We start from the raw sequence: 23,119 nt of genomic DNA on the forward strand, positions 1-23,119 counted from the left end.
TTACGCCTTCTAACGATTTCTGGAGGTGTGATGCGGCGGGTGCAGTACGAGCGCAGCGGTGGTCCCGAGGTGCTCGAGCTCGTCTCGGCCGAGGTGCCGACGCCCGGACCAGGGGAACTGCTGGTTCGTGTCGAGGCGGTCGGGGTGACCCTGCCGGTGGTGCGGAAGGTCCGTGAGCAGCGCGAACCTATCGCGTTGGGCGGCGAGGTCGCGGGCGAGGTGGTCGCGGTCGGTGAGGGCGTCGAGCGGTACGCGCCCGGCTACCGCGTGACCGGCCTCGTCTTCGGGCACGGTTACGCGGACTACGCGGTGCTGTCGGCGGACATGGCGTCGCCGATTCCCGACGGAGCGTCGGCGGTGGACGCGGTCGCGCTGGTGCGCAGCGGCTTGGTGGCGCTCGGTGCGCTCCATGCCGCGTCTGCGCAGGAGGGCGAGTCCGCGCTGATCACCGCCGCCGCGAGCGGTGTCGGCCATCTCGCCGTCCAGCTCGCACGGGTGCGCGGCGCGGCGCGGGTGGTGGGCGCGGTGTCGGATCTCGCGAAGGCCGACTTCGTCCAGCAGCTCGGAGCCGACGACGTGGTCGAGTACGGCCGACAGACCTGGGGACCTCCCGCCGACTACGTGCTCGACGCGGTCGGCGGCGACCTCCTGACGCCCGCGCTCGCGGCCCTGGCCCCCGGCGGCCGCCTGGTCGCCTACAGCTCCGGCGGCGGCGTCATCCAGGCATACGACCTGCTCGTGGGCGCGAAATCCGTCATCGGCTTCCAAATGGCCCGCATCGCGCAGAAACAGCCCGACCTGTACGAGCACTGGCGTCAAGAGCTGTGGCAGTACTTCGCCTCCGGCCAACTGCGCCCCGCCGTGCACGCCGAATTCCCCCTCGAGGAAGCGGCCGCCGCCCACGCCGCCGTCGAGCATCGCGCCAACCTCGGCAAAGTCGTCCTCATCCCCTGACGCGGGCTTCGCGAGCGGCACATGGCCGGCGGCAGAGGTCGAGAAGACCTCGCCGCCATGTGCCGCTCGTGGGGGAGGGTAGACTCTGCTCCTCGTGAGTCTCACCCTCGGAATTGTCGGCCTGCCGAACGTCGGGAAGTCGACGCTGTTCAACGCGTTGACCAAGAACGACGTGCTCGCCGCGAACTACCCCTTCGCGACGATCGAGCCGAACGTCGGCGTGGTCCCGCTGCCCGATCCGAGGCTGAACAAGCTGGCGGAGATCTTCTCGTCCGAGCGGATCGTGCCCGCCACCGTGTCGTTCGTCGACATCGCCGGCATCGTGAAGGGCGCCTCGGAGGGCGCGGGCTTGGGCAACAAGTTCCTCGCCAACATTCGTGAGGCCGACGCCATCTGCCAGGTGGTGCGGGTGTTCGCCGACGACGACGTGGTGCACGTCGACGGTCGCGTCGACCCGAGCGCCGACATCGAGGTGATCGAGACCGAGCTCATCCTCGCCGACCTGCAGACCCTGGAGAAGGCGGTCGTGCGGTTGGAGAAGGAAGCCAAGGTCAAGAAGGACCGCAAACCGGTCGCCGATGCCGCCAAGGCCGCGCAGGAGATCCTCGACAACGGCACCACCCTGTTCGCCGCGGCGGGCAAGGTGGACACCGAGCTGCTGAAGGAACTCTCGCTGCTCACCACCAAGCCCTTCCTCTACGTCTTCAACGCCGACGAGTCGGTGCTCACCGACGAGGCGAAGGTAGCCGAGCTGAAAGCTTCCGTCGCCCCGGCCGACGCGGTCTTCCTCGATGCCAAGGTGGAAGCCGAACTGCTGGAACTCGACGAGGAATCCGCCCTCGAACTCCTCGAATCCATCGGCCAGACCGAACCCGGCCTGCACGCCCTGGCCCGCGCAGGCTTCCACACCCTCGGCCTCCAGACCTACCTGACCGCGGGCCCGAAAGAAGCCCGCGCCTGGACCATCCACCAGGGCGACACCGCCCCCAAGGCCGCAGGCGTCATCCACACCGACTTCGAACGCGGCTTCATCAAAGCAGAGGTCGTCGCCTACAACGACCTGGTCGAAGCGGGTTCCATGGCCGCAGCCAAAGCCGCGGGCAAGGTGCGTATGGAAGGCAAGGACTACGTCATGGTGGACGGCGACGTGGTCGAGTTCCGCAGCGGATTAGCGTCTGGGGGCAAGAAGTAGGTCGAGCGGTACCCGGCGCCTGCCCGGCTGGAGTGCCCATGGGGGATCGCATAATTTGGGACTTTGTGGTGCCTGGAACGCCAAGGTCGTTGCAGGCAAAAGGCCCGGGGAAGGCCAAGTGGAAACAGAAGGTACGCGAGTGCGCCACTAATGGATTGCACTCCTCCATGTTTCCGTGCTTGGATACGGTTTCCGTCTCAGTCGTATTTTTTCATCTTACTGAGACGTTGGATATGGACAATATGCTAAAGCCGATTCTCGATGGAATATATCCTGAGGTCATCCTCGACGATGCAATGATTCAGGATTTATCTGGTAGCCGCCGGGATATCTCGGAGGAAATTGCTTTTAAGAACCCGCCGGAGTGTATCATAGAACCGCTCGGTATGGGAGAGCCCTTTGTGTACGTGGCAATCGCAGTCGCAATGGATAAGAGGGAGCTACCGTGGATATAGATTCGGCTGTGCAGTCTGCGGTATTAAATCATTTCAATCGATTGCCGGATAGCGGAGCGTGGAGGGTCTACTTCCCGCCTGATGTTCCCGCCCTGCCCGGGGAGCTCTCGAAGATGCGGTTCGACGCCATCGCGGTGGACGAGTTTGGCCAGGGTGGGATAGTTTTCAAAGTTGTCCAGCGGAAGGGGGCTGGCATCTCTGAAGACGAAAAGGCGCTGATTGCTGAGATGAGGTCGGCAGTTCATGGCCTGCCCGGATGGGACTTCGAGATCATCTTCTTGCGCCCTGACCTCCAAGCGCTCGATGATGAGTCGGAAATGGCGAAGCGCTTGGCGGAGGCCAAAATAATCCTGGACAAGGCCCCGACATCCGCTTTCGTCTCTGCCTATGTTGTTCTCGAGTGGAAGCTTGCTCGGTTGGTGAAACAGCTGGGGCTAAAATATAGTCCGAATGCCATCAGCCTTGTCTCTGAGCTGATTTCTGCGGGATACCTGGACGATGACCATTTGGGTAGCGTGAGAGCGTTTCAACGTCTTCGTAACGCGCTTGTCCACGGGCATAAAGCCGATCGACCAATTACGGGCGACCTTGTTAATGGGCTGATCCGACTTATCGAGCAGATCGATTCCCGGGTTCGGGCGGAGTTGCCTGCGGAAGATTGAATCACTGTTGAGTTCTGCAGCGGATTCGCGCTTGGCTCAAAGCGCCGACTTGGGTGGCGATCAAGAATTTTGGGGGGCAGGGTGAAGTAGTCTGGTCTAGACTTCAGTTGTCGATCATGGTCAATCGATGTGAGGGCGGCATGGATACTTTCTCTGAGACCGACATTCTGTTCGATCCACACCACGCGCCGCCCTGGAAGTTTCCGGAACCTGGCACCTGGTACGTCGGAACGATCGTCACCAACCCGTATGTCGCATTACGCACGGACCACAACGGAAGCCCGCAGCGCACCCCGGACGGTGCCTCACGATTCGCTCTATGGACTTGCGTCGATACTGCAGACGGTCATCGTGGGTTCTGCATCGACAGCAATCAAGTCGCGAAAGCGTTCGGTGGCCGCGCAGGTGAGAAGAATTTGCACCGCTGGGCAGATGAGTGGCAAGTCGGAGGGCAATTGCAGCTCTCATGGACGCGTGACGACCGCGGTCGGCGAGTTTACCGTGGCCGCTACAGCGGCCCGCCCCTGTCGGAAAGCGAAGGTCCACGCGGTCGGATAAACTTGAGATAGCGCGTCTGTCGTCTGACGCGGAGCGTGGGTGGAACACCGGTTCGCCAGGACCGCCCGTAGTCGCTCAGGAGTACCAGGGAGAGTGGCCGCAGCAGGACTGCGGTTGTAAGCGGCAGCAGAGTCGATCGGGATCAGACGATCGAACGACCGACGCGGCCGAGGATCCTTCCTGGGAGAACTCGTGTCCTCACCTCGTCGTCCTTCTGCCCCGCGTCGTTCGCATATCTGCTGGATTCTCGACGATGACGATCGTACTCGTCGCGCAGAGCATCTGATTCTTACAGTCGGCATCGTCGTGGCTGTTGTACTAGGCACCAGCATTGCGGTCGTTTTCACCTTGGCGAGTCTGCTCGGCACCGGTATCTGTATCGGCGGGGTAGCCATATGCTCGCCGGTTGCGATTCGCGCGGTCATGCGGCGTTGTCGCCGCGGTTCGATCTCCACCGCCGAGGTCAATCCCGCCGGCCGCTGACCCTGATTACAGGGAGACCTGCGCGCCACAATCCCGCAGGTCTCCCTGTCCCGGGTATTGCCGGTGTGGTTCGAGCGATGACGGCGTATGTTAGTGCGCCAACGCAAAACGCATCTACCGTGGCCCTATGACTAGTTGCGTCGTCGATTGGGCTCAGCAGATCTCGCGCACATGATTGGCTGAGCTCGACCGTCGAGGGAGGCATGTCCAGGGCGTCGGTGAGCAGGCATGTCGAACGGCCAGAATAGTTGACGATCCGGAGTATTTGGTTTCCGCGGCTTGGTTGCATGATCTCGGGTACGCGCCGGAACTGGTCCGCACCGGCTGCGACGCCATTGCCCAGAGGCGCGGTCTCGGGTCGCTGCCGGCATCGGCCGGATCGGTGGGTTGCGTGCATAGGTTATTCGGCTTCGGAACGCGAGTCGGGCCCCGAGTAGGGCGTTTGACGTGCAGCGATGGGAGTCGATAGCGGTCGAGTTCCGCAGCGGATTAGCGTCTGCGAAGAAGTAGGCCGCAAGGTCGCGAACTCGCTGGTCAAGGTGTCTATTGGGCCTTCGGATCGCCGGAGGAACCACTTCGTTCGAGCCTCACGGCGGGGAGATCTGTTGTTCGATTTGATTGACGACTGAGGATTTGGCCGCCATTACACGTAGGCGAGGATGATTCCTAAGTGCGTCGCGGATCTTCTCGACGGGCACGCCGAGCTCTTGCAGGACAACCAGATATGTCACGAGGTGGACCGATTCAGCGATCGCAACGACTTCCATGCTGTCGTTGATGATGCGCTGACGCTTCGTGCCGCCGTGAGCCACATGGTTGCGGGCCCATACGGCCCAGTCGATCCACTTTTCCGCATCGAGCGCGACTTGGGTCTGCAGCTCTGCATCAAGTCGCTCATGCAGCTGTCTGAGCCGTTCGTTGAGTTTTGCATTTGGAGCGCCGTCAAGGCACCAGAGGTGGAAGCCTTCAGCAGCTGCAAGCGATTGGCTGACATACTCCTCGACGTACCGCGAGGAGTATCCGCAGAGGCCGATCGCCACGTTCCATGCGTAGCCAGCTTGTCGCTGTTCCGTGAGGCGCTGGCGGGTCTTCAAGTACGAATCTAGGGAGACGTCGGCGAAGGTGAAGACCGTGTGTGCGGGCTGGTGTGTCTCATCAGGGCGAGCGGGTTCACCGAGGCTCGACAACAGAAAGGCTTCACCATCGTCGATGGTATTCAGCGCGATCGCCTCGATACCGCATGGGCTGAATGTCGCCAGTCTGAGCAAATCGGTCACCGGCGCCATGCAGTCGACGAATTTGGCTGCACTTCCTGCGGCATCTTGAGGTAGCCGGATGCAGACACTTGCGTCAACGCGCAGTTCGATCACAGGCCCATGCCTCCGACGCTTCGTCATGAGCTCAAGCATCAGGTCAGGCATAGCTTGGGTCGCAGGGCTAAGAAACGGGCGAGTTGCCTTGGTGTCCACGGAGTACCGGGCTTCGTCAGTCTCCCCTACAACGCATTCGGCTCGGTATCCGCCGACTATCGGGAGCGCGTACGGCATCAGCAGGGTACCGTTCTCGAGCCGCTTGCCGGGACTATCGACACCCTCGATCTTCACCCACTGCGGAGGGCAGAAGCGACCATCATCTGTCAGGTAGTAAAGATCGTCTAGTACGAGTGCCGCGCTGGAGAACTGATCCTGCTGGGGGCTAGGTACATGTGCACCGACGCACACCCAGGTCGACTCCCACGACTCCTCGTGTACACGACCTTGCAGACCTGCTGAGTAGGTGGTGCGCTGAGCGTCCCAGATCGACAGCTTCTGCCCGGAGTTCGACTCGCCGTAGATGGTTCCGGAGCGGATATCGCCCACGAGCTGGTTGGTCATCTCGCCCTTGCCGTCTGGGGTCAGCTGATACTCCGGCTGTGGCGAGAAGCCGCCGATCAACTCCAATTTCGCGCCATCAGACGGCTCCCATACAAGGATGCCGGGAACCCTGTTGTCCGGGGCCTCGGGCAGGAAGAACCACCCTCTAATCCGCTGCGCATCACACTGCCTCATCCGCATGAGAGTAGCGATGGATAGCCGACCAATCTCCAACCCGCCTGGCCGGCCCCTGTACCCGCAGGCCTCACAGGCGATGCTGCCGCGCTCGATCCTTGACTGCCGGATTTTTCGCAAGCGCAGCTTCCGATCTCGTTCGTACATCCGAGAGATTCGTTGCCGGGCTTTACCTTCGATCGCGGAGGCAAGTTCGTCGGCGGAGCCGATGTCGCCTGCCGGCGCGTCACGGGACGGGCCAGTTCGTATCACGATCCAACCTCTGCAACGTACACTGCGAGACTATCGACAGGCAAGGCGATGGGACCTGTTGCGCAGCAAGGCGTTTCGGTTCGGCCGGTCCTTCAATGATTATTACTCAGTAGTTCATCGCACAACAGGTGATCGATGTCAAGGCGGTCGAGTTCCGTAGCGGATTAGCGTCTGCGAAGAAGTAGGGCAACGCGTGTATCGCTGCAGCAGGTTTCGGTCGTCGGCACCCCGCGCTGGCCCGTTCGGTCAGCGCGGTGCGGCATGAGCGCGCACTTGAGTGAGCTGAAGCCAGCTCTGAGTTTCTGACAGCTCTCGTCATCTGCGATTGTGTAGCGAGGAATCGGTTGTGTTGCGAGCGGGCGTACTGGTCTCACATCGGTCCTGCGGCATCTCTGCCATGCGAGCGTCCGCACCACTGGCACTGCACATTTGCCTGACGCTCACCAGTCTGGATAAAGAGAGATGACTCGGGCGGTGTACTCCCATCGGGCCAAGAGGTCGTCTGGGAATAGGTCGCATTAAACAATGTAGCTCCATCAAGATAAGCCGCCACCAAGGATGCACCCGTAACGTTTGCTCCAACCAAGTTTGCGCCCTCCAAATCAGTCAGAGAGAAGCAGGCGGCCGAAAGGTTTGAACTGTTCAGATTGGCTTCTCGCAACTCGCACCCTTCAAAATTCGCGCCTCGAAGGTCTGCGTTCCCCAGGTAGGCTCCACGCAGTCGGATTTGCGACAAATCGCAGCCCGCCAATGATATGTGGGCAAGATTCGATTCTTTGGAGAACATCCACTGTTCAGCCTTGAGTACTGATTCACCGGTATCTTCGATTCGAAGCACTCGGCGGTCTGCAATAGCGCGAATAATTGTTTGACGCACCTGCGGTTCACCCAGCTCGTCGGCATTGGCATTCCTTGCGCCGGTAAATGGTATGGGATGCCGCAAATAATCTATCAAGATGCCGATGCAGACATCTTTCTGCCTGTCGTGGCCGATATCTTCCCAATCGTCGGCCAACGCAAGCAGTGCATGCACACCAAAAAGCCTTGTAGTGTGCGACTTATCCGCCATGTGGCCAGCGATCGTCGAGTACCGACCGTGCAAGGTACTGATCCGTTCGCGGTGCTCCTTGTCGGCGTGCTGACCCCTTTCCTGCTTGCGGCCGAGGTGCCCATTGAGAAGCACGAGACCGGCGGCCACGATTGCGCCTGTTCCGGTGAAAACCGTCGCTAAGGGCTGGGCGGCCACGCTCCAAAATGCGCGTGATGAGTGTGTGGCAACTAGCGAAATCAGGATGACGACGGACGACGCACCGAGCAGGAGGGATGTGATCAACATTATTGGCCGCCGCACCGTGCGGGCAGGGCTTGAAACACTCACGACAGTTGATGTACCACATCCCGCCGACAGTCACCCACCACTCGCGGCACCGCACTGATACGCTGCGGCAGCCCTGCTCAAGCCGCCGTGGTCGGACTGGAAGATCACTGCTGGGTCGGCAGCACCTACGAAGCGGACCCGGCGAACCCGCCCGGCTTCGACGCACACAATGTCGATCCAACGGCAGACTTTCGCTTGGGCCGAAGGACCTCGGCTTGCCTTGTGCGATGCGCGCACATCGGCATGAGCGCGCACTTGAGTTCGCTAGAGTTAGCCGGACGGTGCGGCCGGAGCGTCGGATCTCACGAGGCGCCGGCGCTGGTTGGGTTGAGGAGAGGCGCAGAGGTTATTCTGCTTCGGAACGTGACGCGATGTGTGAGCAGGGGGTTTGACGTGCAGGTATGGGATGTCAACGGGGTCGAATATTGAAGCGGATTAGCCTCTGCGAAGAAGTAGTCCGATGACCTCGGAGGAGCCTTACCAGTACCGCGGCCTTCCGCTGACGCCGAACATCCTCGCTGAGAACATCCTTCGCACCCACGAGCCAGGGGCCGTTATACGGACCAGGGACCTCGTCCAATCGGCCATGCGCTATCACATCGAACATGGCGGTTCGAATTCACAGTCCAACCTAAAGGCGCAGGGCAAGAAGGCTCTGGTCACGCTGGAGTCTCAGCGGAAGATCGAAAGAACCGGCGGTTACGGTCTTTGGCGGATTCTCGGGAGCGCCGCTGATGATGCGAGACCAGCCGTCACGGATGACGATCTTGCAGAGGAGATCGAGGAGACATTCCTTGATGAGCTTCCGTACGAGGCTGTGCTGGGAACCGGGTCAGAATCCATCTACGCGTACTACTTCCCGACGTACCGGAAGCTCGCGGAAGCGACCGGCGAATCGATCTGGCCGATCAAGGTCGGCAGAACATCTGGCGATGTGGCCTCTCGAGTGCTTTCGCAGGTCGGTACGGCCCTTCCTGAGATTCCGATCATTGCGCTGGTCTACAGGACCGAGCACTCGGTTTCGGTTGAGGCCATGATTCATGGTGTGTTCGTGATGCGTGGTCGCAAGGTCGATGCACCTGGGGCGGAGTGGTTTTCGACGTCTCCAGACGAACTCATCGACCTGATCCTATGGGCGGAAGGCGAGGAGGCGGCCCAGTCTGGCCCATGGATGCAACGCAGAGGTTATTTGGTTTCGGAACGCGAGTCGAACTCTGAGCAGGGCGTTTGACGTGCAGATATTCGACGCCATCGTGGTCGAGTTCCGCTTCAACGTGTAGCGGATCAGCGTCTGCGAAGAAGTAGGGCAGCGCACGTATCGCTGCTGGTGGAGACTCTGCTGAGCCTCCGTCCGGTATCCGGGCGGGGGCTCACTCGCTCCGTCGGCACCGTCCGCTGGCGGGTTCGGTCAGCGCGGTATGCGGAAGGTCAGGACGTTCGATCCTGGTCGAACTACTGGCTGTGCACAGGTATGCGGATCAGTCCCCCTGCGGCCGTCCTCACTTGAGACTATTCGAGCATTTACTAGAACAGTATTGACTAGCGAAGTATGTCCCGCGATGCTCGACTCATGCGAACGACCGATACAGACCTCACCGTCGAGCAGGTCGCCGCGCGGGCTGGAGTGCCGACCAGCACCGTGCGCATGTATCAGTCGAAGGGGTTGCTGCATGCACCACGCCGAGTCGGCCGCACCGCGCGCTACGACAGCTCACACCTCCAACGTCTCGAATTAGTGCAGCGCCTGCAGGACCGCGGCTTCTCACTCACCTCGATCGCCGAACTGTTGACCGCACGCGAGCAGGGGGCGACAGTCGCCGATCTGCTCGCGTTGCCTGGCGGGCCCGAAGATTGGGTACCGCTCAGCTTGGGCGATATCCGACTGATGATCAAGCCCAAAGGTCTGCGACCCAGCTTGCTGCGCAAGGCAACTCAGCTCGGATTGATCCGGTGGAGGCGCGGACGGCCGCAGACGCGACGCTGGGCGCTCACCAGCGGCCTGCGGGTCGCCGAACTAGATTTACCGCCGAGTGAGGTGCTCGACCAGATCGTCCAGTTACGTACACACACCGACCAGATCGCAGCCGACTTCGGCGACATCTTCGAGCGCACGCTGTGGCCTCGCATCCAGGCCGCCAGCTCCGAGACCGACCAACTCGACCGGATCCGGGCACTCCTGCAGGAATTGACCGGCCTGGCCGAAGGAGTAGTCGTCAGCGCCTTGCGAGAATCGGTCCGTCACCTAGCCGAACAATTCGTCGAACGACACGAACTGCTGCCCGCGAACGGCGAACGCCCTGTCTGGCTGGACGGCTCGATACCTATCCTCAACGAGCGCCTGCTCGAAACCGGCGACGACGACATCGAAGCGGTAGACCGATTCCTGGCTGCCGATCGCACCCAGGAGTTGTGATGAACGCACACTTCGACTCCCCTGTCACGAACACTGACCTGGATTGGGGCAAACGAGCACTACAGAATCAGGCGGGTGCGCGAGGAACCGTCTTGACCTGGATCGGGTACTGCTGGGGCGTGATCCTCGGTGTCGTGTCGGGTTTCGCATTGGTGTTCTTCTTCACCCTGGCGTTGGTCGGCGTCCTGTACTTCTGGGCCCTACCGGTGGGATCGATTCTCGCGCTCGCCATCTGGGCAGTGACCGCGATCGTCAGCACCGTACGCATGCACTTTCGAGGCTGGAACTCCGCCACGATGCGATTCCTGGCCGGGTTCGGGATCATTCCCTGCTCCATCGGCGCAGCGATGATCATCGCCGCATTCGGCGACGGCTGGGGTAATCCCTTCATCGGCTGATTCTGCTTGTCACAGCAGATCAGCAACGACCGCAAAGACAAGCAGGGATCCCGAAACTGTCACAACCGGGCCGGTACCGTCGAGCCGAGAGGGCGTAGCGGCCAGTGCACGGCGTAGTGGGGGCTCAGTCGTTTCGCCGTCACCGTACGCTGACCGGTTCGGTCGGCGTGGTACGCGGCATTACCGAGCGTCCGGGCTGCTACCTATGGGTTGGTAGCGGCCGTCGGCGGCCGCGGTGAGTCGGCGGGCCAGGGCGCGTACGGCGTCGTTGAGCGTGTCGGGGTGCTCGATGATGAACGGGCGGTTCAGGCCGACGAGGAGGGCGGGAATCCAGTCGAGCTGTTCGGCGCGGATTCGGATCCGGACCCACGGGTTGGTGTCGGCGGGCTGCGAGTCGATCTCATGCACAGTCGCGATCGTCGCAGGGAGCAGCGGGCGGACCTGGGTGAATGTGCCCTGGACTCGGATCGATACCTCGTGCCGATATGGCGCGTTGGCCAATGCGGACAGCAGATGAGCGGCTGGCTCGAATCCGGTGGGTGGAGCGAATGTTCCGGGCTGTGTGCTCACTGCGGTGATGCGGTCCAGCCGGAAATGGCGTAGTTCGTCGCTGTTGCTGTCCATCCCTGTCAGATACCACCGGCCGGAGTGGTCGATGAGCCCGTAGGGGTGCACGGTCCGTTGGCTGGACCGCCCGTTTCGGTCGGTGTACCCGATTGCGACCGGTCGGTGCTCGCGGGTGGCCTCGGCGAGCCGGAGCAGGACGGCGGTCTCGACAGCCACTTCCGGGCGCGCGTCGGCGGTGAATTCGACGGTCTTGATCAGTGCGTCCAGCCGGGCCGTCAGACGTGGGGGTAGGACGCGGCGGAGTTTGGCCGTCGCGCTGTCGGCTGCGCGGGCGGCCGCTGTCGGCCGGTCGGCGCCGCGGCTGGTGAGGAGCCCGAGTAACACGGCCACCGCCTCGTCGTCGGTCAGCATCAGCGGTGGCATTCGGTATCCGGGAGCGAGCCGGTATCCCCCGTAGCGGCCCCGCACCGATCGGACCGGGATATCCAGGTCAGTGAGATGGGTGACGTATCGCCTGACGGTGCGTTCATCGACGCCGAGCCGTCCGGCGAGTTCGCCGACGGTATGGGTACCGCCGGTCTGCAACAGCTCGAGCAGGGCCAGCACTCGGGCGGTGGGGCGCGTCATCGGGAAATTCTCGCATCCATACCGGGCGGAAACTGTCCGGTATCGGCTCTACCGTGGCGTGCGGCGGTGGAACCTCCGCCTCATCCGACAGCAGGAGCACACAATGAAGCTCGTCTCGATCCGTCTGATCACTGACGACATCCAGCGGCTGGTCAGTTTCTATCAGCATGTGACCGGCGTCGAAGCAAACTGGGCTACACCGGATTTCGCCGAGATCGTGACACCGGCCGGCACCCTCGCGATCGGAAGCACCCGCACCGTGGCGCTGTTCGCTGCGGGCGGTGCGCACCCAGGCGACAATCACACCGCGATCATCGAATTCCTGGTCCCCGACGTCGATGCCGATTACCGGCGGTTGCGAGATACGGTCGAGGATTTCGTCAACGAGCCCACGACGATGCCGTGGGGGAACCGGTCGTTGCTGTTTCGCGATCCCGACGGCAACCTGATCAACCTCTTCACCCCGGTCACCGCGCAGGCCGCCGCGAAGTTCGCCGGTTGACATCCGCTCATCGGCATGAGCGCGCAGCTGGTAGCGACTTCATCGAGCCCCCAACCGGTGTCCGGGTGGAGGCTCGGTCGTCTCTCCGGCCGGTTCGGTCGGCGCGATACGTGGCTCACCCTGACCGACCAGGACAAGGCCACTGTCCGCTCTGCCGCCTACGGCGCGGTCTCCTTGCTCGCCGCCGCCTCCGATAGGCCCCACAAGGCCGCCACCGCAGGCACTATCGCGTTGACGTCGGCGACCGGCCGGGTCGGGCACGTGCTGAACGCGAAGTCCAAGGACATCCACCTGACCGGCAAGACCGTCGCCGAACTCGCCGACAAGGTGCTGCCGGCTCTGGCCGCCGCGGTGGCTCTGCTCGACCAGCATGATCGCGCCGAGGCCGACAACTTCCGCACCACCGTGCTGATCGCCCTCGAAGCCGCTGCGGCAACGAGCCGCAACGGTCAGCCGGGCCCCGTCGTCAACGAGATGACCCGCAAGGTTGCCGCGGCTCTGCACGCCGCGTGAAAGGTGGTGGCCACACGCTGCCGTTCGCCGAGTGAATCCCTGAGATCAGTCGATGTTCGGTAATACCGCGCCGGCCGGTTCGGTCAGCGCGGTATGCGGCTATTTAAGACTGGCGGTGCGGCTTGATCCCGGCCAGGATCATCCCAGGTACCCGGTGGGGGGCTCCCGTGTGTTCACGACAGATGCGGAGCCAGGATCGCCGCGCCTGCACGTACAGCGGCCCAGTCGGTGTCCTCCTGCCGCGTCAACGCCTGCGGCAACCACGTGCGGCGCTGCTCCTGTTCCCAAATCAGCGCAGGGATATCGAGGTCGATCCCCGGGAGGGCACCGGCTACAGTCAGGCGGTCCACACGCTCTTGCATGGCTTGCAGCAGTTCGTGGTCGAAATCGGTTACAGCGGAGACGAATTCCTCCGTACGGATCGTCCTCTGGCCCGACAGCGGCGCGGAGAACGTGATCTCACCATCGGGATCTGGTGTGAACTGCCACGCCACAGTGACCGTGTCGGCGGGGCCGAGGGTGCGCCACCACCGAAACGCGGGCCCGAATCGCAGATACGAGGTGTCGGTCCAGCGCACGCCGTACGCCTCGGAGGCGGCGTAGACCGCTGAATTTTCGAGGAGATCCGGATCGCCGGTGTCGACCCACTCCTCGGCGCCGGCGGCGAAGAACTCCGCCAAATCATCCGGTACCGGCTCGAGGGCCGAGGGCAGAACAGCGAGCAGATCCTCCCACAGCCGCACCACGTAATAGTCCACCCACGACGCCACGGTAGCGCTGCCATCACTTATCGAGTTCGTAGTCGGCGCCGCGTATCTCAGCAGCTCGACACCACCAACCTCCAGGCAGTACCACCCCTGGGTGAGCCCGAACCAATGCAGACGGTGATGCTCTCCCCACGGAACGACCTTCTCGAGGGGCGCCAACTCGAACCGGACACGCATCATGCCCCGATTCAACACACCCCGCGTGCTGTCGACCACATCTCGTAGATCGGCGGGGTCGATCACCGTGGGGATGTACGTTCACTGACCACTTCCCCCGCAGCAGCGCCGCCCCGGCCTCGGTCAGGGCGATGGCGCGAGCGGTGCAGTGCAGCAGGACGACTCCGAGCCGCCGCTCGAGCTGCTGGATGGCTCGCGATAGTGGCGGTTGCGCGATCGCGAGCCGTTGTGCCGCCCGCACGAAGTGCAACTCCTCGGCGACGGCGACGAATTATCGCAATCTTGCGCGTCTGCACCGAGTCGTGGTGGACGGCGATGACCACGACCAATACCCGTGCGGTATCGACGCCCACCCGATCGGTCTTGGACGCTGCACCCGGAACCGCAGCAGGATCGGCGGTGTGAGTGAACAGATGACTGCGCTGGTGACCGGCGCGAACAAGGGAATCGGATACGAGATCGCCGCTGGCCTGGGCGCGCTCGGCTGGCGAATCGGTGTGGGCGCGCGCGATCGGCAACGCCGCGACACCGCGGTGGAGAAGCTGCGCGCGGCCGGGACCGATGCATTCGGTGTGCCGCTCGACGTGACCGACGATACCAGTGTGACCGAGGCGGCCGATTTTATCGCCGACCACGCTGGAGGTCTGGACGTTCTGGTCAATAACGCGGCGATCGTCGGCGATCATCCACAGACACCCGCCACGGTAGATCCCGCGACCCTGCGGAGCGTCGTGGAAACCAACGTGATCGGCGTCATCCGGGTCACCAACGCGATGCTGCCGATGCTGCGCGATTCCGCATCTCCGCGCATCGTAAACATGTCCAGTAGCGTCGGTTCTCTCACCCTGCAAACCACGCCCGGTTTGCCCGGTACCGAGATCGGTTCTTTTGCCATCACCGCATACATGGCATCGAAGACGTTTCTCAACGCCGTTACGATCCAATACGTCAAAGAGCTGAGCGACACCAAAATTTTGATCAACAGCGGTTGCCCCGGTTTCACCGCTACCGACCTCAACGGTTTTCGCGGCGTCCGTACACCGCAACAGGGTGCGGCCATCGCGATTCATCTAGCGACCCTGCCCGACGACGGCCCGACCGGCGGATTCTTCGACGACGCCGGGACGGTGCCCTGGTGACGGGTACACCGGTGGCCACGATTCCCGTTCTCGAAGTCAGCCGCGCGTCGCGCGTCGGAGGAGAAGCACGACAATGACAAAGGCAGTCAGATACGACGAGTTCGGCGGAATCGAGGTCTTGCGGGTCGACGAGATCGACTGTCCTGTGCCCGGAGACGAGCAGGTCCTCGTGCGGGTCGAAGCGGCAGGTATCAACCCCGGTGAGGCCGCCATCCGAACCGGCGCGATGGCTGGCATCTTTCCCTCGACCTTTCCGTCCGGGCAGGGCAGCGATCTCGCCGGGGTTGTCGCGGAAGTCGGCGTGGGAGTCGACCGATTCTCGGTCGGCGACGAGGTTATCGGGTTCTCCGAGAAGCGGGCCGCCCAAGCCGAGTTGGTCGTGGTCGACGTCGACAACCTCACACCCAAACCGCGCAACGTCTCATGGGAGGTGGCTGGCGGCCTGTACGTCGCCGGGGTGACTGCCTGGGGTGCAGTACATTCCGTGCGACTCGACAAGGGGGAGACCGTTGTCGTCTCCGCAGCAGCCGGAGGAGTCGGCTCGCTCGCTGTTCAGCTCGCGCGCCGTGCCGGAGCCAGGGTCATCGGCCTGGCGAGCCAGCACAACCACGAGTGGCTGCAAAGCCACGGCGTGATACCGGTCGTATATGGTGACGGCGTCATCGACCGGATCAAGGCCGCCGCACCGGGCGGCATCAATGCCTTTATCGACACCCACGGCGGCGGCTACGTCGAACTGGCCCTTGCTCTCGGCGTCGCGGTCGAGCGGATCGACACCATCGCCGATTTCGCTGCGGCCGCGAAGTACGGAGTCATGACCGAACCCGGAACCACTGCCAGGCCGGGTGCCGAGGTACTCGCCGAATTGGCCGCCCTGATCGCTGAGGGACACCTCGAAGTCCCGATCGCCAATGTCTACCCGTTGACACATGTCCGCCAGGCCTACACCGAACTCGAACGTCGACACACCCATGGCAAAATCGTGCTCGAGCCCTAACCCGCGCCAACACAATGCAGCACTGCTCCGAGAGGCAATGCTCAACCGCAGGATGAATCCCGTCGGGGCTGTCCAGTCGGCCATCCTGGGGACCGCTACAACCCGACGACACATCCGATATCCGGCTACGAGCGCGCACTCGAGTCCACTGGAGCCAACTGGGTGATGCGGCCGGCGGGTCGGTCCGAAGTCGGCGCCGACGGGAGGGAGTCGCATCGGTGCGTAGCGCGGTGAGGTTATTCGGGCTTCGGAACGCGAGTCGAGCGCCGTGCGTTCCGTCGGCTCAGGATGCCTCCCAATTGGCGGTTACAGGGCGAGCATGGCGGAAGCGACCTGGTCGGCGGCGGTGTGTCGCAGAGCGGTACCCATGTCGTCGAGGACGAGCAGTCGTGCCCCGGGGATTTCGGCGGCGAGGACCTCGCCGTTGCCGACCGGGAAGAACGGGTCGGCGCGACCGTGCACCACGAGCGTGGGCACCTCGAGTTCACCGAGCCGGCCCCGCCAGCGCGGCGCGCAATCGATCCGGGAGAACACCATCCCGAGCTGATTCGCCTGGTGCACCGCGGGATCGCTCGACGGCGTCCGGTCCCAGATTCGCGCCGCCGTCGCCCGCGCTTCCTCCCGATCGTTGCCCATCGGCTCGCCCCCCTCGGCGGCGAACGCCGCGACAGCGTCCCGGTCGGTCCAGTCCGGCAGCGGGCGGGAGAACAGCGCGGCCATGACCGCGGGGTCGTGGTCGGGCAGGTCCTCGTCGACCGGGCCCGGCGCCACCGGCCGGGTGCCGACGAGGGTCAGTGCGGCGAACATGTCCGGGTGGTCCAGTGCGGCGATCTGAGCGACCATCCCGCCGACGCCGACGCCACCGAGATGGGCGGTCCCGGCACCGAACACCTCGACCAGCGCGGCCGCGTCGGCGGCGAGGTCTCGCAGGTCGTAGGCCGGATTTTCCGGGTCGAGAGTCGTCGACGCACCGGAGTCGCGCAGGTCGTAGCGGACCACGCGCCGCCCGCCCGACGCGAGCCGCTCGCACAGCGCGTCGGGCCAGGACAACATCGTTGTGCCGCCGACCAGCAGGATCAGCGGATCGTCCGCGCGGCCGAAGCTCTCGATGCCCAGATCCACACCGTTCGCCCGCACCGAGGCCATGCCCGATCGAAACGGTCTCGTCATCCCTGACTCCTGTCTGTCGGTATACCCACCGGAATTGACGACAGATTCACCCGAAAGTCATCGGTGTAGCCGGATTATGTCCACCGTGTGCGCATCGCCGGCGTCGATGGATAGCTTGGTCGAATGGGTGCCGACGAACACGAACAGCCTCGTACCGCAGCCGCGCTGCGCGCACGACTGCGCCATATCTATTGGATCGGTGGGGGCAGCGGTGCAGGCAAATCGACAATCGCGGGCAATCTCGCCGCCCGGCACGGCTTGCGCGTGTACTCGACCGACGACGCCATGCGCGAGCACGCTGCGCGCAGCACACGGGAGAACTCACCCTGGCTGAGCAGATTCGCGGCGATGAGTATGGATGAACGCTGGGTGGACCGGTCACCGGAGACGATGCTCGACACCTTCCACTGGTACCGGGGGGAAGGATTCCATTTCATCGTGGACGACCTGTTGTGTTCATTCTCCGAAACCGGTGTCATCGCCGAGGGATTCCGCCTGTTGCCGCATCTGGTCGCTCCGCTGCTCACCGAGCGCAGCCGCGGTGTGTGGTTGCTTCCCTCACCGGCGTTCCGCCGGGCAGCGTTCGATAAGCGCGGCTGGGAGATCCCGGGCAAGACCCGTGATCCGGAGCGTGCTGCACGAAATCTGCTCGAACGTGATCGGTTGTTCACCAACCGTCTCCGCGCGGAGAGCACCCGCCTCGGACTTCCCGTCATCGACGTCGACACCGTGTCCGAGGAGGAGCTGACCAATAGGGTCGGCCAGGTACTCGGGCTCTGAGCCGCAAGTGCCCAAGGCGCATTCGGAACACGGCATTACAGGGCGTTGGCCAGTGGCAGTTGTAGCGGCGAGCTGAAATACGTGAGTTGAATGTTTCCGAAATTCGGTTCGATGCGGCAAGGTACAGTTGGCTCGTGATTGCCGCGGTTGTCTTCGACGTCGGAGAGACGCTAGTCGACGAGACTCGAGAGTATGGAACGTGGGCGGACTGGCTCGGCGTGCCCAGGCATACGTTCGCGGCGGCGTTCGGAGCAGTCATCGCAACCGGTCTCGACTACCGCGAGACGTTCCAAATCTTCCGTCCCGGGTTCGAGCTGGACAAGGAACGGCAAGCACGAGCTGACGCGGGACAGGCTGAGTGGTTCGGCGAGGACGATCTCTATCCCGATGCGCGGCCCGCGTTGTCGAAGCTGCGTGAGATGGGGGTTCGGGTTGGGATCGCCGGGAATCAAACGGTCCGCGCGGGAGCACTGCTTCGGGGGCTGGACCTGCCCGCTGACTTCATCGCTACCTCTGACGACTGGGGTGTGCAAAAGCCTTCGCTCGAGTTTTTCGACAAGGTTATTGCGGCGGCGGGCCGACCAGCGGAAGAGATCATCTACGTCGGCGACCGCATCGATAACGATGTGGCTCCTGCGAAACAGGCCGGTATGCGAACGGCCTATCTGGTGAGGGGTCCTTGGGGGTGGATCCACCGCAACAAAAAGGAAGTCGCTGATCTGTCCGATTGGCAGATCAGCGATCTCAACGAACTGGCGAACATCGTCGCGACAGAGAATTCCGCCGGTTAGCCGACCAATGAACTGACGGTTGTATGCCAGTCGTACAACCGGGCATCGAGTTCTCGAACCGGGGGTATGGAATCCCACTGTGTGAGAGTTTGACGCACAGACTTGATTCGATCCAGCGCAGTCGCATACCAGTTGTGTGCAAGTAGATCAAGGGCTTCCTCGAGGTAGCGGCACGCCAGCTCGGGGTTCTTCTCCAGCACGGCTGCGGCGGCCGCGTCGGCAAGATAGATCGACCTCTGTTTCGCGTCCGCATCAGGCAGGACGCTGAGTACTTGCTCCAAAGTCTCGTGAGCTTCGCGGCCTCTGCCGGCAAGGATGAGCGTGTTTCCCTTGAAGCCTGCGAGCCGGACTGGGGAAAACCAGTCGAACCACTCCGGCGACGGATGTGAGTCGCTATCGTGTTCGTTATAGATTTTCTCGGCGTGATGGATGAGGGCAAGCGCCCGACGTGGATCACCGAACCGAGTTTCGACCTCAGCCTCGACAGCGTCCAGCCAAGCCATCGTCTCGGCGTTGGCGTTGCCTCTGCTCGCGAAAGCGCGTGCGGCACGCAGTCTTTCACGAGCTTCCTCGGCGCGAGATGGGTCTCCCGAGAACGCTGGTGCGAATGCCATGTGCGCGAGCGCAGCCGCGCCGAGAAGTGAATCTCCAGCTTCGTGCGCAGCTTGAAGTGCGAGTACGAGACTCGGCTCGGAATCTCCACCGCGTCCATGACCGGGGCAGCAACGCGGCACGCATCGCGTCACCCGCACAGCGGTTCCGGTCGACGCAGAGCCGGTTCGTCACGCCGCTGAGAACGCCGAGCTGTGTGCGTGTCGATGCCGCAGGTTGATCGGGAGGCCATCGTCGGGGGTGGGGCCGGTGCCCCAGGTGAGTGGCACCTGGTAGTCGACAGGGACGCTCCACTCGTACCGCAGCAGCATTCGGTGCATGATCGACTTCACGGTCATGCCACCGAAATGCAGACCGATGCACTTGTGCGTGCCGCCGCCGAACGGCGACCAGGCATATCGATGAATCCGGTCCTCGCGGCGGTGCTCGGCGAAGCGCTCCGGATCGAATTCGTCCGGGCGGGGCCACCACCGGGCCAATCGCATGGAGGGGTACGCGCCGATGATGATGTCGGTGCCGGCCGGAACGTAGCGACCCAGGATCTCGGTGTCCGCGATCGCCTGACGCATCAACACACCCGCGGGCGCGTACATCCGCAGTGTTTCCTTGAATGCCAGGTCCAGCGACGGCAGCCGCTCCAAGTCGTCGTAGTCGAGATGCTCCTTGCCCAGCGCGATCGCTTCCGCGCGCAGCCGCTCCTGCCAGTGCGGATTCTTACCGAGCAGGTAGGTGAGCATGGACAACGTGACGGCGCTGGTGTCGTGTGCCGCCATCAAAACGAAGATCATGTGGTTGACGACGTCGTCGTCGGTGAAGGTCTCCCCGGTGTCGCTCGTGGCGTGGCACAGCACGCTGAACAAGTCGGAGCCGTCGCCGGCGCGTTTGGCGGACAGTTGGGCGCGGAAGTACTGCTCGAGCAGCGCTCGGCCGTGTAGTCCGCGCGACCAGGTGCCGCCGGGTATAGATGCCCGGATCAACGCCTGCCCGCCGACCACGGTGTGCTCGAAGGCGTGCTCGAGCCGCTTGGCCTCCGGCCCGAGCTTCGCACCCACGAAGACCTCGGTCGCGAGGTTGAGCAGCATCTGTTTCACGTTGTCGTACAACAGGAATCCCGGCTCCGGGCGCCAGGACCCGAGTTCCCGCTCGATGCCCGGCCGCATCAGGTCGAGGTAGCTGATCAGCCGCGGCCGAGTGAAGGCCTGCTGCATGATGCGCCTGTGGTGCAGGTGCTCATCGAAGTCCAGCAGCATGATGCCGCGCCGGAAGAACGGCCCGATCCAGTACTCCCACCCCTTCTCGCTGGAGAAGACCTTGTCCTTGTTGCTCCAGACGACTTCCAGCGCTGCGGGGCCGAGTACGTTGACCGCTCGGCGGCCGAAGAGGTTCGTCCACGACACTTCGCCGTACTTCTCGAAGGCGTTGCGTCCCCACGTGATCGGATCGCTGTAAACGCGCAGTGAATGTCCGATCAACGGCGGCCCCGCATCTCCCAGCACCGGCAGCAGGTTGCTCCCGGCCGGCGGTTGGGCGAGCGCAGTCGTGGGGGCGGGATAGTGATCCGCCAGGTCGGCGGCGTACTCCTGGAGCCTGCGGAGAATTCCTGCGTGCATGTGGCGTCCTTTCGCGGCGCTGCGAAGGTTCGAAGCGATCCGGCTCGCCACAAATTGGTGACGGTCCGTCACCAATTGACTCGCACTGGGTGTGTGCTTGTCAAGATGGAGTCATGACCAGCCCATCGACCTGGGGCGGCCGGACCGTCGAGGCGCGCCGCGCCGCCCGCCGTGAACGGTTGATCGACGCCGCGATCGATGTCTGGGCGGACAGCGGCTGGGCGGCGGTCAGCCTGCGTAGCGTCTGCGCACGAGCCGGCTTGAACGATCGGTATTTTCGCGAGAGTTTCGCCGATCGGGAAGAACTGCTCGCCGCTGCCTGGGACCACGTGCGGGACGAGACGACTGCCACTCTGGTCGCCGCGATCGGTGACCGGCGCGAATCGCCGCCGCTGGAGGTGCTGCATCGCGCGGTCGAGGCGGTGGTCCTCGGCTTCGCGGAGGATCCCCGTCGCAGCCAGGTTCTCTTCGGTGATCACGCGGGCAGCGCGATACTGGAACGCCGCCGCCACGATCTGGTACTCCTCGCCGCGGACTTGCTCGCGACGGGCCTGGAACCGTATCTCCGCGCCGGTGTGGACCGCGAGGAGTTCCATCGCACGGCGCTGATGGCCGTCGGCGGATTCGTGGAACTGACCAGCGCCTGGCGGGCGGGCGCCGTCGCGATAGACATTCCGGGTCTCATCGAGCAGACCACCCGTCTCGGCGACATCCTCGCCGGGCACTACCTCGGGGACCATGTACGCCCGTGAGCACTCGCTCCGCCGTCGATGGTGGCTGTCTGCACGTCGATGCGAACCGAGAGGCGAAGACTCGTGGCGGCTACTCCCAGAGTCGGGAATGGGCGTTTCCGCGCTGCGCGATACTCGGCAGTGTCGCAGTGCCAGGCCGCGTGTGGCCTGATGAGGGTTGTCAGGCGTGAGGTGATGATGTTGTTCGCAGATCGGCGGCCGGCCCGGGATCGGGTGCTGCGATGAGTCCTGAGCGCTGGGTGGTGAAGCTCGACCCGCCCGCCGGCATGCGCCCCGGATTCAAGGAGTTCCTCGCGGCGGTGCAGGAGGGTATTCAGACCTCCGCGGATCTGCTGGCGACCGGTACGCCCTCGCAGGCCCCGGATCTGTTGAAGATGCTGCGCGACGAGAAGCTCGTCACCGGCGACGAGGACAAGTCCGTCATGGCCGAGGGCTACTCCAGCCGGGTGCGTGAATTCGACACCATCAAAAGCGAGATCCACAAGCAGGACGAGAGTGTCGACCTCTCCGCTTACGGCACCTACGACATCTCCAGCGGCGCTTTCGCGGCGGTCAAGCAACACGTCGAAGATCTGCAAGCAGTCCTGCGCGACGTTCCGAAGCCGAGTCCGGGCAAGGAGTTCGTAGACCCTGATCTCCAAAAGAGGGTGGAGAACGCCGTACTGAAGACGGTCGACAAGGTGAACGACGAGATCGAGAAAGCCAACGACAAAGTCCAGACCCACGCGAACGACATCACAGGCTCCGCCCCGACGTACACCCCGACGTCCGCGGGCAGCAGCCCCATGCCGAGCAACTACGTGCCGAGCAACTACATGCAGCGCAGCTACTCGCCCGGCCCTGGCTTCGTGCCCGCCGCGACGACCGCCGATTACGCCAGATATCAAGGCAATGTCTCGGTCGACGCCGCCATCGAGGGCGCGCTCGACGCGCTCGGCATCACCGATCCGGCGGCCCGCGAGTACTGGAAGCGCGGCTACCAGGTCCTGATCGAACGGGAATCGAACGGAAACCCCAACGCGGTCAACAACTGGGACAGCAACGCCGCCGCCGGACGGGCGTCCAGGGGACTTACGCAGACCATCCCCGGCACCTTCCAGGCCTATCACGTGGCCGGAACCTCCAGCAACATTCACGACCCGGTGGCCAATGTCGCCGCCAGCATGAACTATGTCATGGAACGGTACGGTGTCTCACGGGACGGCCACGACCTGCAAGCGAAGGTTCAGCAGGCAGATCCGAACCGTTCGCCGAAAGGCTACTGAGTACGGACTCCGAGTGCGGGTCCGCGTTGTGGCCCGAGTTCTGTGCTGGGCGGTTCG

General features: G+C 63.4%; 22 protein-coding genes and 1 pseudogene. 15 read left to right on the forward strand and 8 right to left on the reverse strand.

Annotated elements, in window-relative coordinates; all coding sequences use genetic code 11:
* The first annotated feature begins 30 nt into the window (after positions 1-30).
* The 4 genes from ABZ803_RS12575 to ABZ803_RS12590 all read left to right on the forward strand — a co-directional run bounded on the left by ABZ803_RS12575 (position 31) and on the right by ABZ803_RS12590 (position 3,263).
* A complete protein-coding gene (locus ABZ803_RS12575; RefSeq protein WP_357036097.1) occupies positions 31-954 on the forward strand; it encodes a zinc-binding dehydrogenase in 924 nt (307 codons plus the stop codon).
* Positions 955-1,048: 94 nt separating this feature from the next.
* Positions 1,049-2,146, forward strand: a complete 1,098-nt coding sequence (gene ychF / locus ABZ803_RS12580) for a redox-regulated ATPase YchF (RefSeq protein ID WP_357036100.1) — start codon at positions 1,049-1,051, stop codon at positions 2,144-2,146.
* Between the two features lie 38 nt (positions 2,147-2,184).
* On the forward strand, positions 2,185-2,601 hold the full coding sequence (locus ABZ803_RS12585) for a hypothetical protein (RefSeq protein ID WP_357036103.1): 417 nt from the start codon (positions 2,185-2,187) through the stop codon (positions 2,599-2,601).
* The gene (locus tag ABZ803_RS12590) at positions 2,592-3,263 is read left to right on the forward strand and encodes a hypothetical protein (RefSeq protein ID WP_357036106.1); all 672 of its coding nucleotides are present in this window, start codon (positions 2,592-2,594) and stop codon (positions 3,261-3,263) included. Before ABZ803_RS12585 ends, ABZ803_RS12590 begins: the two co-directional genes overlap by 10 nt.
* Before the next feature lie 1,628 nt (positions 3,264-4,891).
* On the opposite strand, the gene ABZ803_RS12595 is transcribed toward ABZ803_RS12590, so the two are convergent.
* Together ABZ803_RS12595 and ABZ803_RS12600 are read right to left on the reverse strand one after the other, a co-directional pair.
* A complete protein-coding gene (locus ABZ803_RS12595) occupies positions 4,892-6,352 on the reverse strand; it encodes a HEPN domain-containing protein (RefSeq protein ID WP_357036108.1) in 1,461 nt (486 codons plus the stop codon).
* A 622-nt stretch (positions 6,353-6,974) separates the two neighbouring features.
* Positions 6,975-7,940: a pentapeptide repeat-containing protein gene (locus ABZ803_RS12600; RefSeq protein ID WP_357036111.1), complete on the reverse strand. Its 966-nt coding sequence runs from the start codon at positions 7,938-7,940 to the stop codon at positions 6,975-6,977.
* Between the two features lie 502 nt (positions 7,941-8,442).
* On the opposite strand from ABZ803_RS12600, the gene ABZ803_RS12605 reads away from it, so the two are divergent.
* The 3 genes from ABZ803_RS12605 (at position 8,443) to ABZ803_RS12615 (ending at position 10,793) form a co-directional block, all read left to right on the forward strand.
* Positions 8,443-9,213 carry a GIY-YIG nuclease family protein gene (locus ABZ803_RS12605; RefSeq protein ID WP_357036115.1) on the forward strand — a complete coding sequence of 257 codons (771 nt, stop codon included), beginning with the start codon at positions 8,443-8,445 and terminating at the stop codon, positions 9,211-9,213.
* 339 nt (positions 9,214-9,552) lie between these two features.
* Positions 9,553-10,395, forward strand: coding sequence for a MerR family transcriptional regulator (locus ABZ803_RS12610; RefSeq protein ID WP_357036118.1), 843 nt, complete (start codon positions 9,553-9,555; stop codon positions 10,393-10,395).
* The gene (locus tag ABZ803_RS12615) at positions 10,395-10,793 is read left to right on the forward strand and encodes a hypothetical protein (RefSeq protein WP_357036121.1); all 399 of its coding nucleotides are present in this window, start codon (positions 10,395-10,397) and stop codon (positions 10,791-10,793) included. The genes ABZ803_RS12610 and ABZ803_RS12615 overlap by 1 nt, the downstream gene beginning before the upstream one ends.
* Positions 10,794-10,973: 180 nt before the next feature.
* Here the strand turns inward: ABZ803_RS12615 and ABZ803_RS12620 are convergent, their stop codons facing one another.
* The gene (locus ABZ803_RS12620) at positions 10,974-11,987 is read right to left on the reverse strand and encodes a YafY family protein (protein WP_357036124.1); all 1,014 of its coding nucleotides are present in this window, start codon (positions 11,985-11,987) and stop codon (positions 10,974-10,976) included.
* A gap of 103 nt (positions 11,988-12,090) precedes the next feature.
* Between ABZ803_RS12620 and ABZ803_RS12625 the strand changes: the two genes are divergently transcribed.
* Together ABZ803_RS12625 and ABZ803_RS12630 are read left to right on the forward strand one after the other, a co-directional pair.
* Positions 12,091-12,489, forward strand: a complete 399-nt coding sequence (locus tag ABZ803_RS12625) for a VOC family protein (RefSeq protein ID WP_357036369.1) — start codon at positions 12,091-12,093, stop codon at positions 12,487-12,489.
* A gap of 15 nt (positions 12,490-12,504) precedes the next feature.
* Positions 12,505-13,002 carry a hypothetical protein gene (locus tag ABZ803_RS12630; protein ID WP_357036127.1) on the forward strand — a complete coding sequence of 166 codons (498 nt, stop codon included), beginning with the start codon at positions 12,505-12,507 and terminating at the stop codon, positions 13,000-13,002.
* 173 nt (positions 13,003-13,175) lie between these two features.
* Here ABZ803_RS12630 and ABZ803_RS12635 read toward each other — a convergent pair whose 3' ends face one another.
* Both ABZ803_RS12635 and ABZ803_RS12640 read right to left on the reverse strand, forming a co-directional pair.
* The gene (locus ABZ803_RS12635; protein WP_357036130.1) at positions 13,176-13,949 is read right to left on the reverse strand and encodes a DUF5984 family protein; all 774 of its coding nucleotides are present in this window, start codon (positions 13,947-13,949) and stop codon (positions 13,176-13,178) included.
* Between the two features lie 97 nt (positions 13,950-14,046).
* Positions 14,047-14,196 (reverse strand): annotated as a pseudogene (locus ABZ803_RS12640) (LysR family transcriptional regulator); the annotation flags it as partial.
* Positions 14,197-14,347: 151 nt separating this feature from the next.
* Here ABZ803_RS12640 and ABZ803_RS12645 point away from each other — a divergent pair.
* Entirely contained in the window at positions 14,348-15,085 is a 738-nt protein-coding gene (locus ABZ803_RS12645; protein ID WP_357036133.1) for an SDR family oxidoreductase, read from the forward strand.
* A 73-nt stretch (positions 15,086-15,158) separates the two neighbouring features.
* Positions 15,159-16,082: an NADP-dependent oxidoreductase gene (locus tag ABZ803_RS12650; protein ID WP_357036136.1), complete on the forward strand. Its 924-nt coding sequence runs from the start codon at positions 15,159-15,161 to the stop codon at positions 16,080-16,082.
* 306 nt (positions 16,083-16,388) lie between these two features.
* Here the strand turns inward: ABZ803_RS12650 and ABZ803_RS12655 are convergent, their stop codons facing one another.
* Positions 16,389-17,252 (reverse strand): alpha/beta hydrolase, encoded by an 864-nt coding sequence (locus ABZ803_RS12655; RefSeq protein ID WP_357036139.1) that lies wholly within the window; start codon positions 17,250-17,252, stop codon positions 16,389-16,391.
* Positions 17,253-17,375: 123 nt separating this feature from the next.
* Here ABZ803_RS12655 and ABZ803_RS12660 point away from each other — a divergent pair, with 123 nt between their 5' ends.
* The gene (locus ABZ803_RS12660) at positions 17,376-18,032 is read left to right on the forward strand and encodes an AAA family ATPase (RefSeq protein WP_357036142.1); all 657 of its coding nucleotides are present in this window, start codon (positions 17,376-17,378) and stop codon (positions 18,030-18,032) included.
* A gap of 134 nt (positions 18,033-18,166) precedes the next feature.
* Positions 18,167-18,823, forward strand: a complete 657-nt coding sequence (locus ABZ803_RS12665) for an HAD family hydrolase (RefSeq protein ID WP_357036145.1) — start codon at positions 18,167-18,169, stop codon at positions 18,821-18,823.
* Here ABZ803_RS12665 and ABZ803_RS12670 read toward each other — a convergent pair.
* Together ABZ803_RS12670 and ABZ803_RS12675 are read right to left on the reverse strand one after the other, a co-directional pair.
* Positions 18,820-19,437: a hypothetical protein gene (locus tag ABZ803_RS12670; protein ID WP_357036148.1), complete on the reverse strand. Its 618-nt coding sequence runs from the start codon at positions 19,435-19,437 to the stop codon at positions 18,820-18,822. The genes ABZ803_RS12665 and ABZ803_RS12670 overlap by 4 nt on opposite strands.
* 168 nt (positions 19,438-19,605) lie before the next feature.
* Positions 19,606-21,045: a cytochrome P450 gene (locus ABZ803_RS12675; protein ID WP_357036151.1), complete on the reverse strand. Its 1,440-nt coding sequence runs from the start codon at positions 21,043-21,045 to the stop codon at positions 19,606-19,608.
* Positions 21,046-21,158: 113 nt separating this feature from the next.
* Between ABZ803_RS12675 and ABZ803_RS12680 the strand changes: the two genes are divergently transcribed.
* On the forward strand, positions 21,159-21,797 hold the full coding sequence (locus tag ABZ803_RS12680; RefSeq protein WP_357036154.1) for a TetR/AcrR family transcriptional regulator: 639 nt from the start codon (positions 21,159-21,161) through the stop codon (positions 21,795-21,797).
* A 221-nt stretch (positions 21,798-22,018) separates the two neighbouring features.
* Positions 22,019-23,062: a transglycosylase SLT domain-containing protein gene (locus ABZ803_RS12685; protein ID WP_357036157.1), complete on the forward strand. Its 1,044-nt coding sequence runs from the start codon at positions 22,019-22,021 to the stop codon at positions 23,060-23,062.
* Positions 23,063-23,119 lie beyond the last annotated feature (57 nt).

Source organism: Nocardia sp. NPDC047648 (genome assembly GCF_040642815.1).
Taxonomy (GTDB): Bacteria; Actinomycetota; Actinomycetes; order Mycobacteriales; family Mycobacteriaceae; genus Nocardia; species Nocardia gamkensis.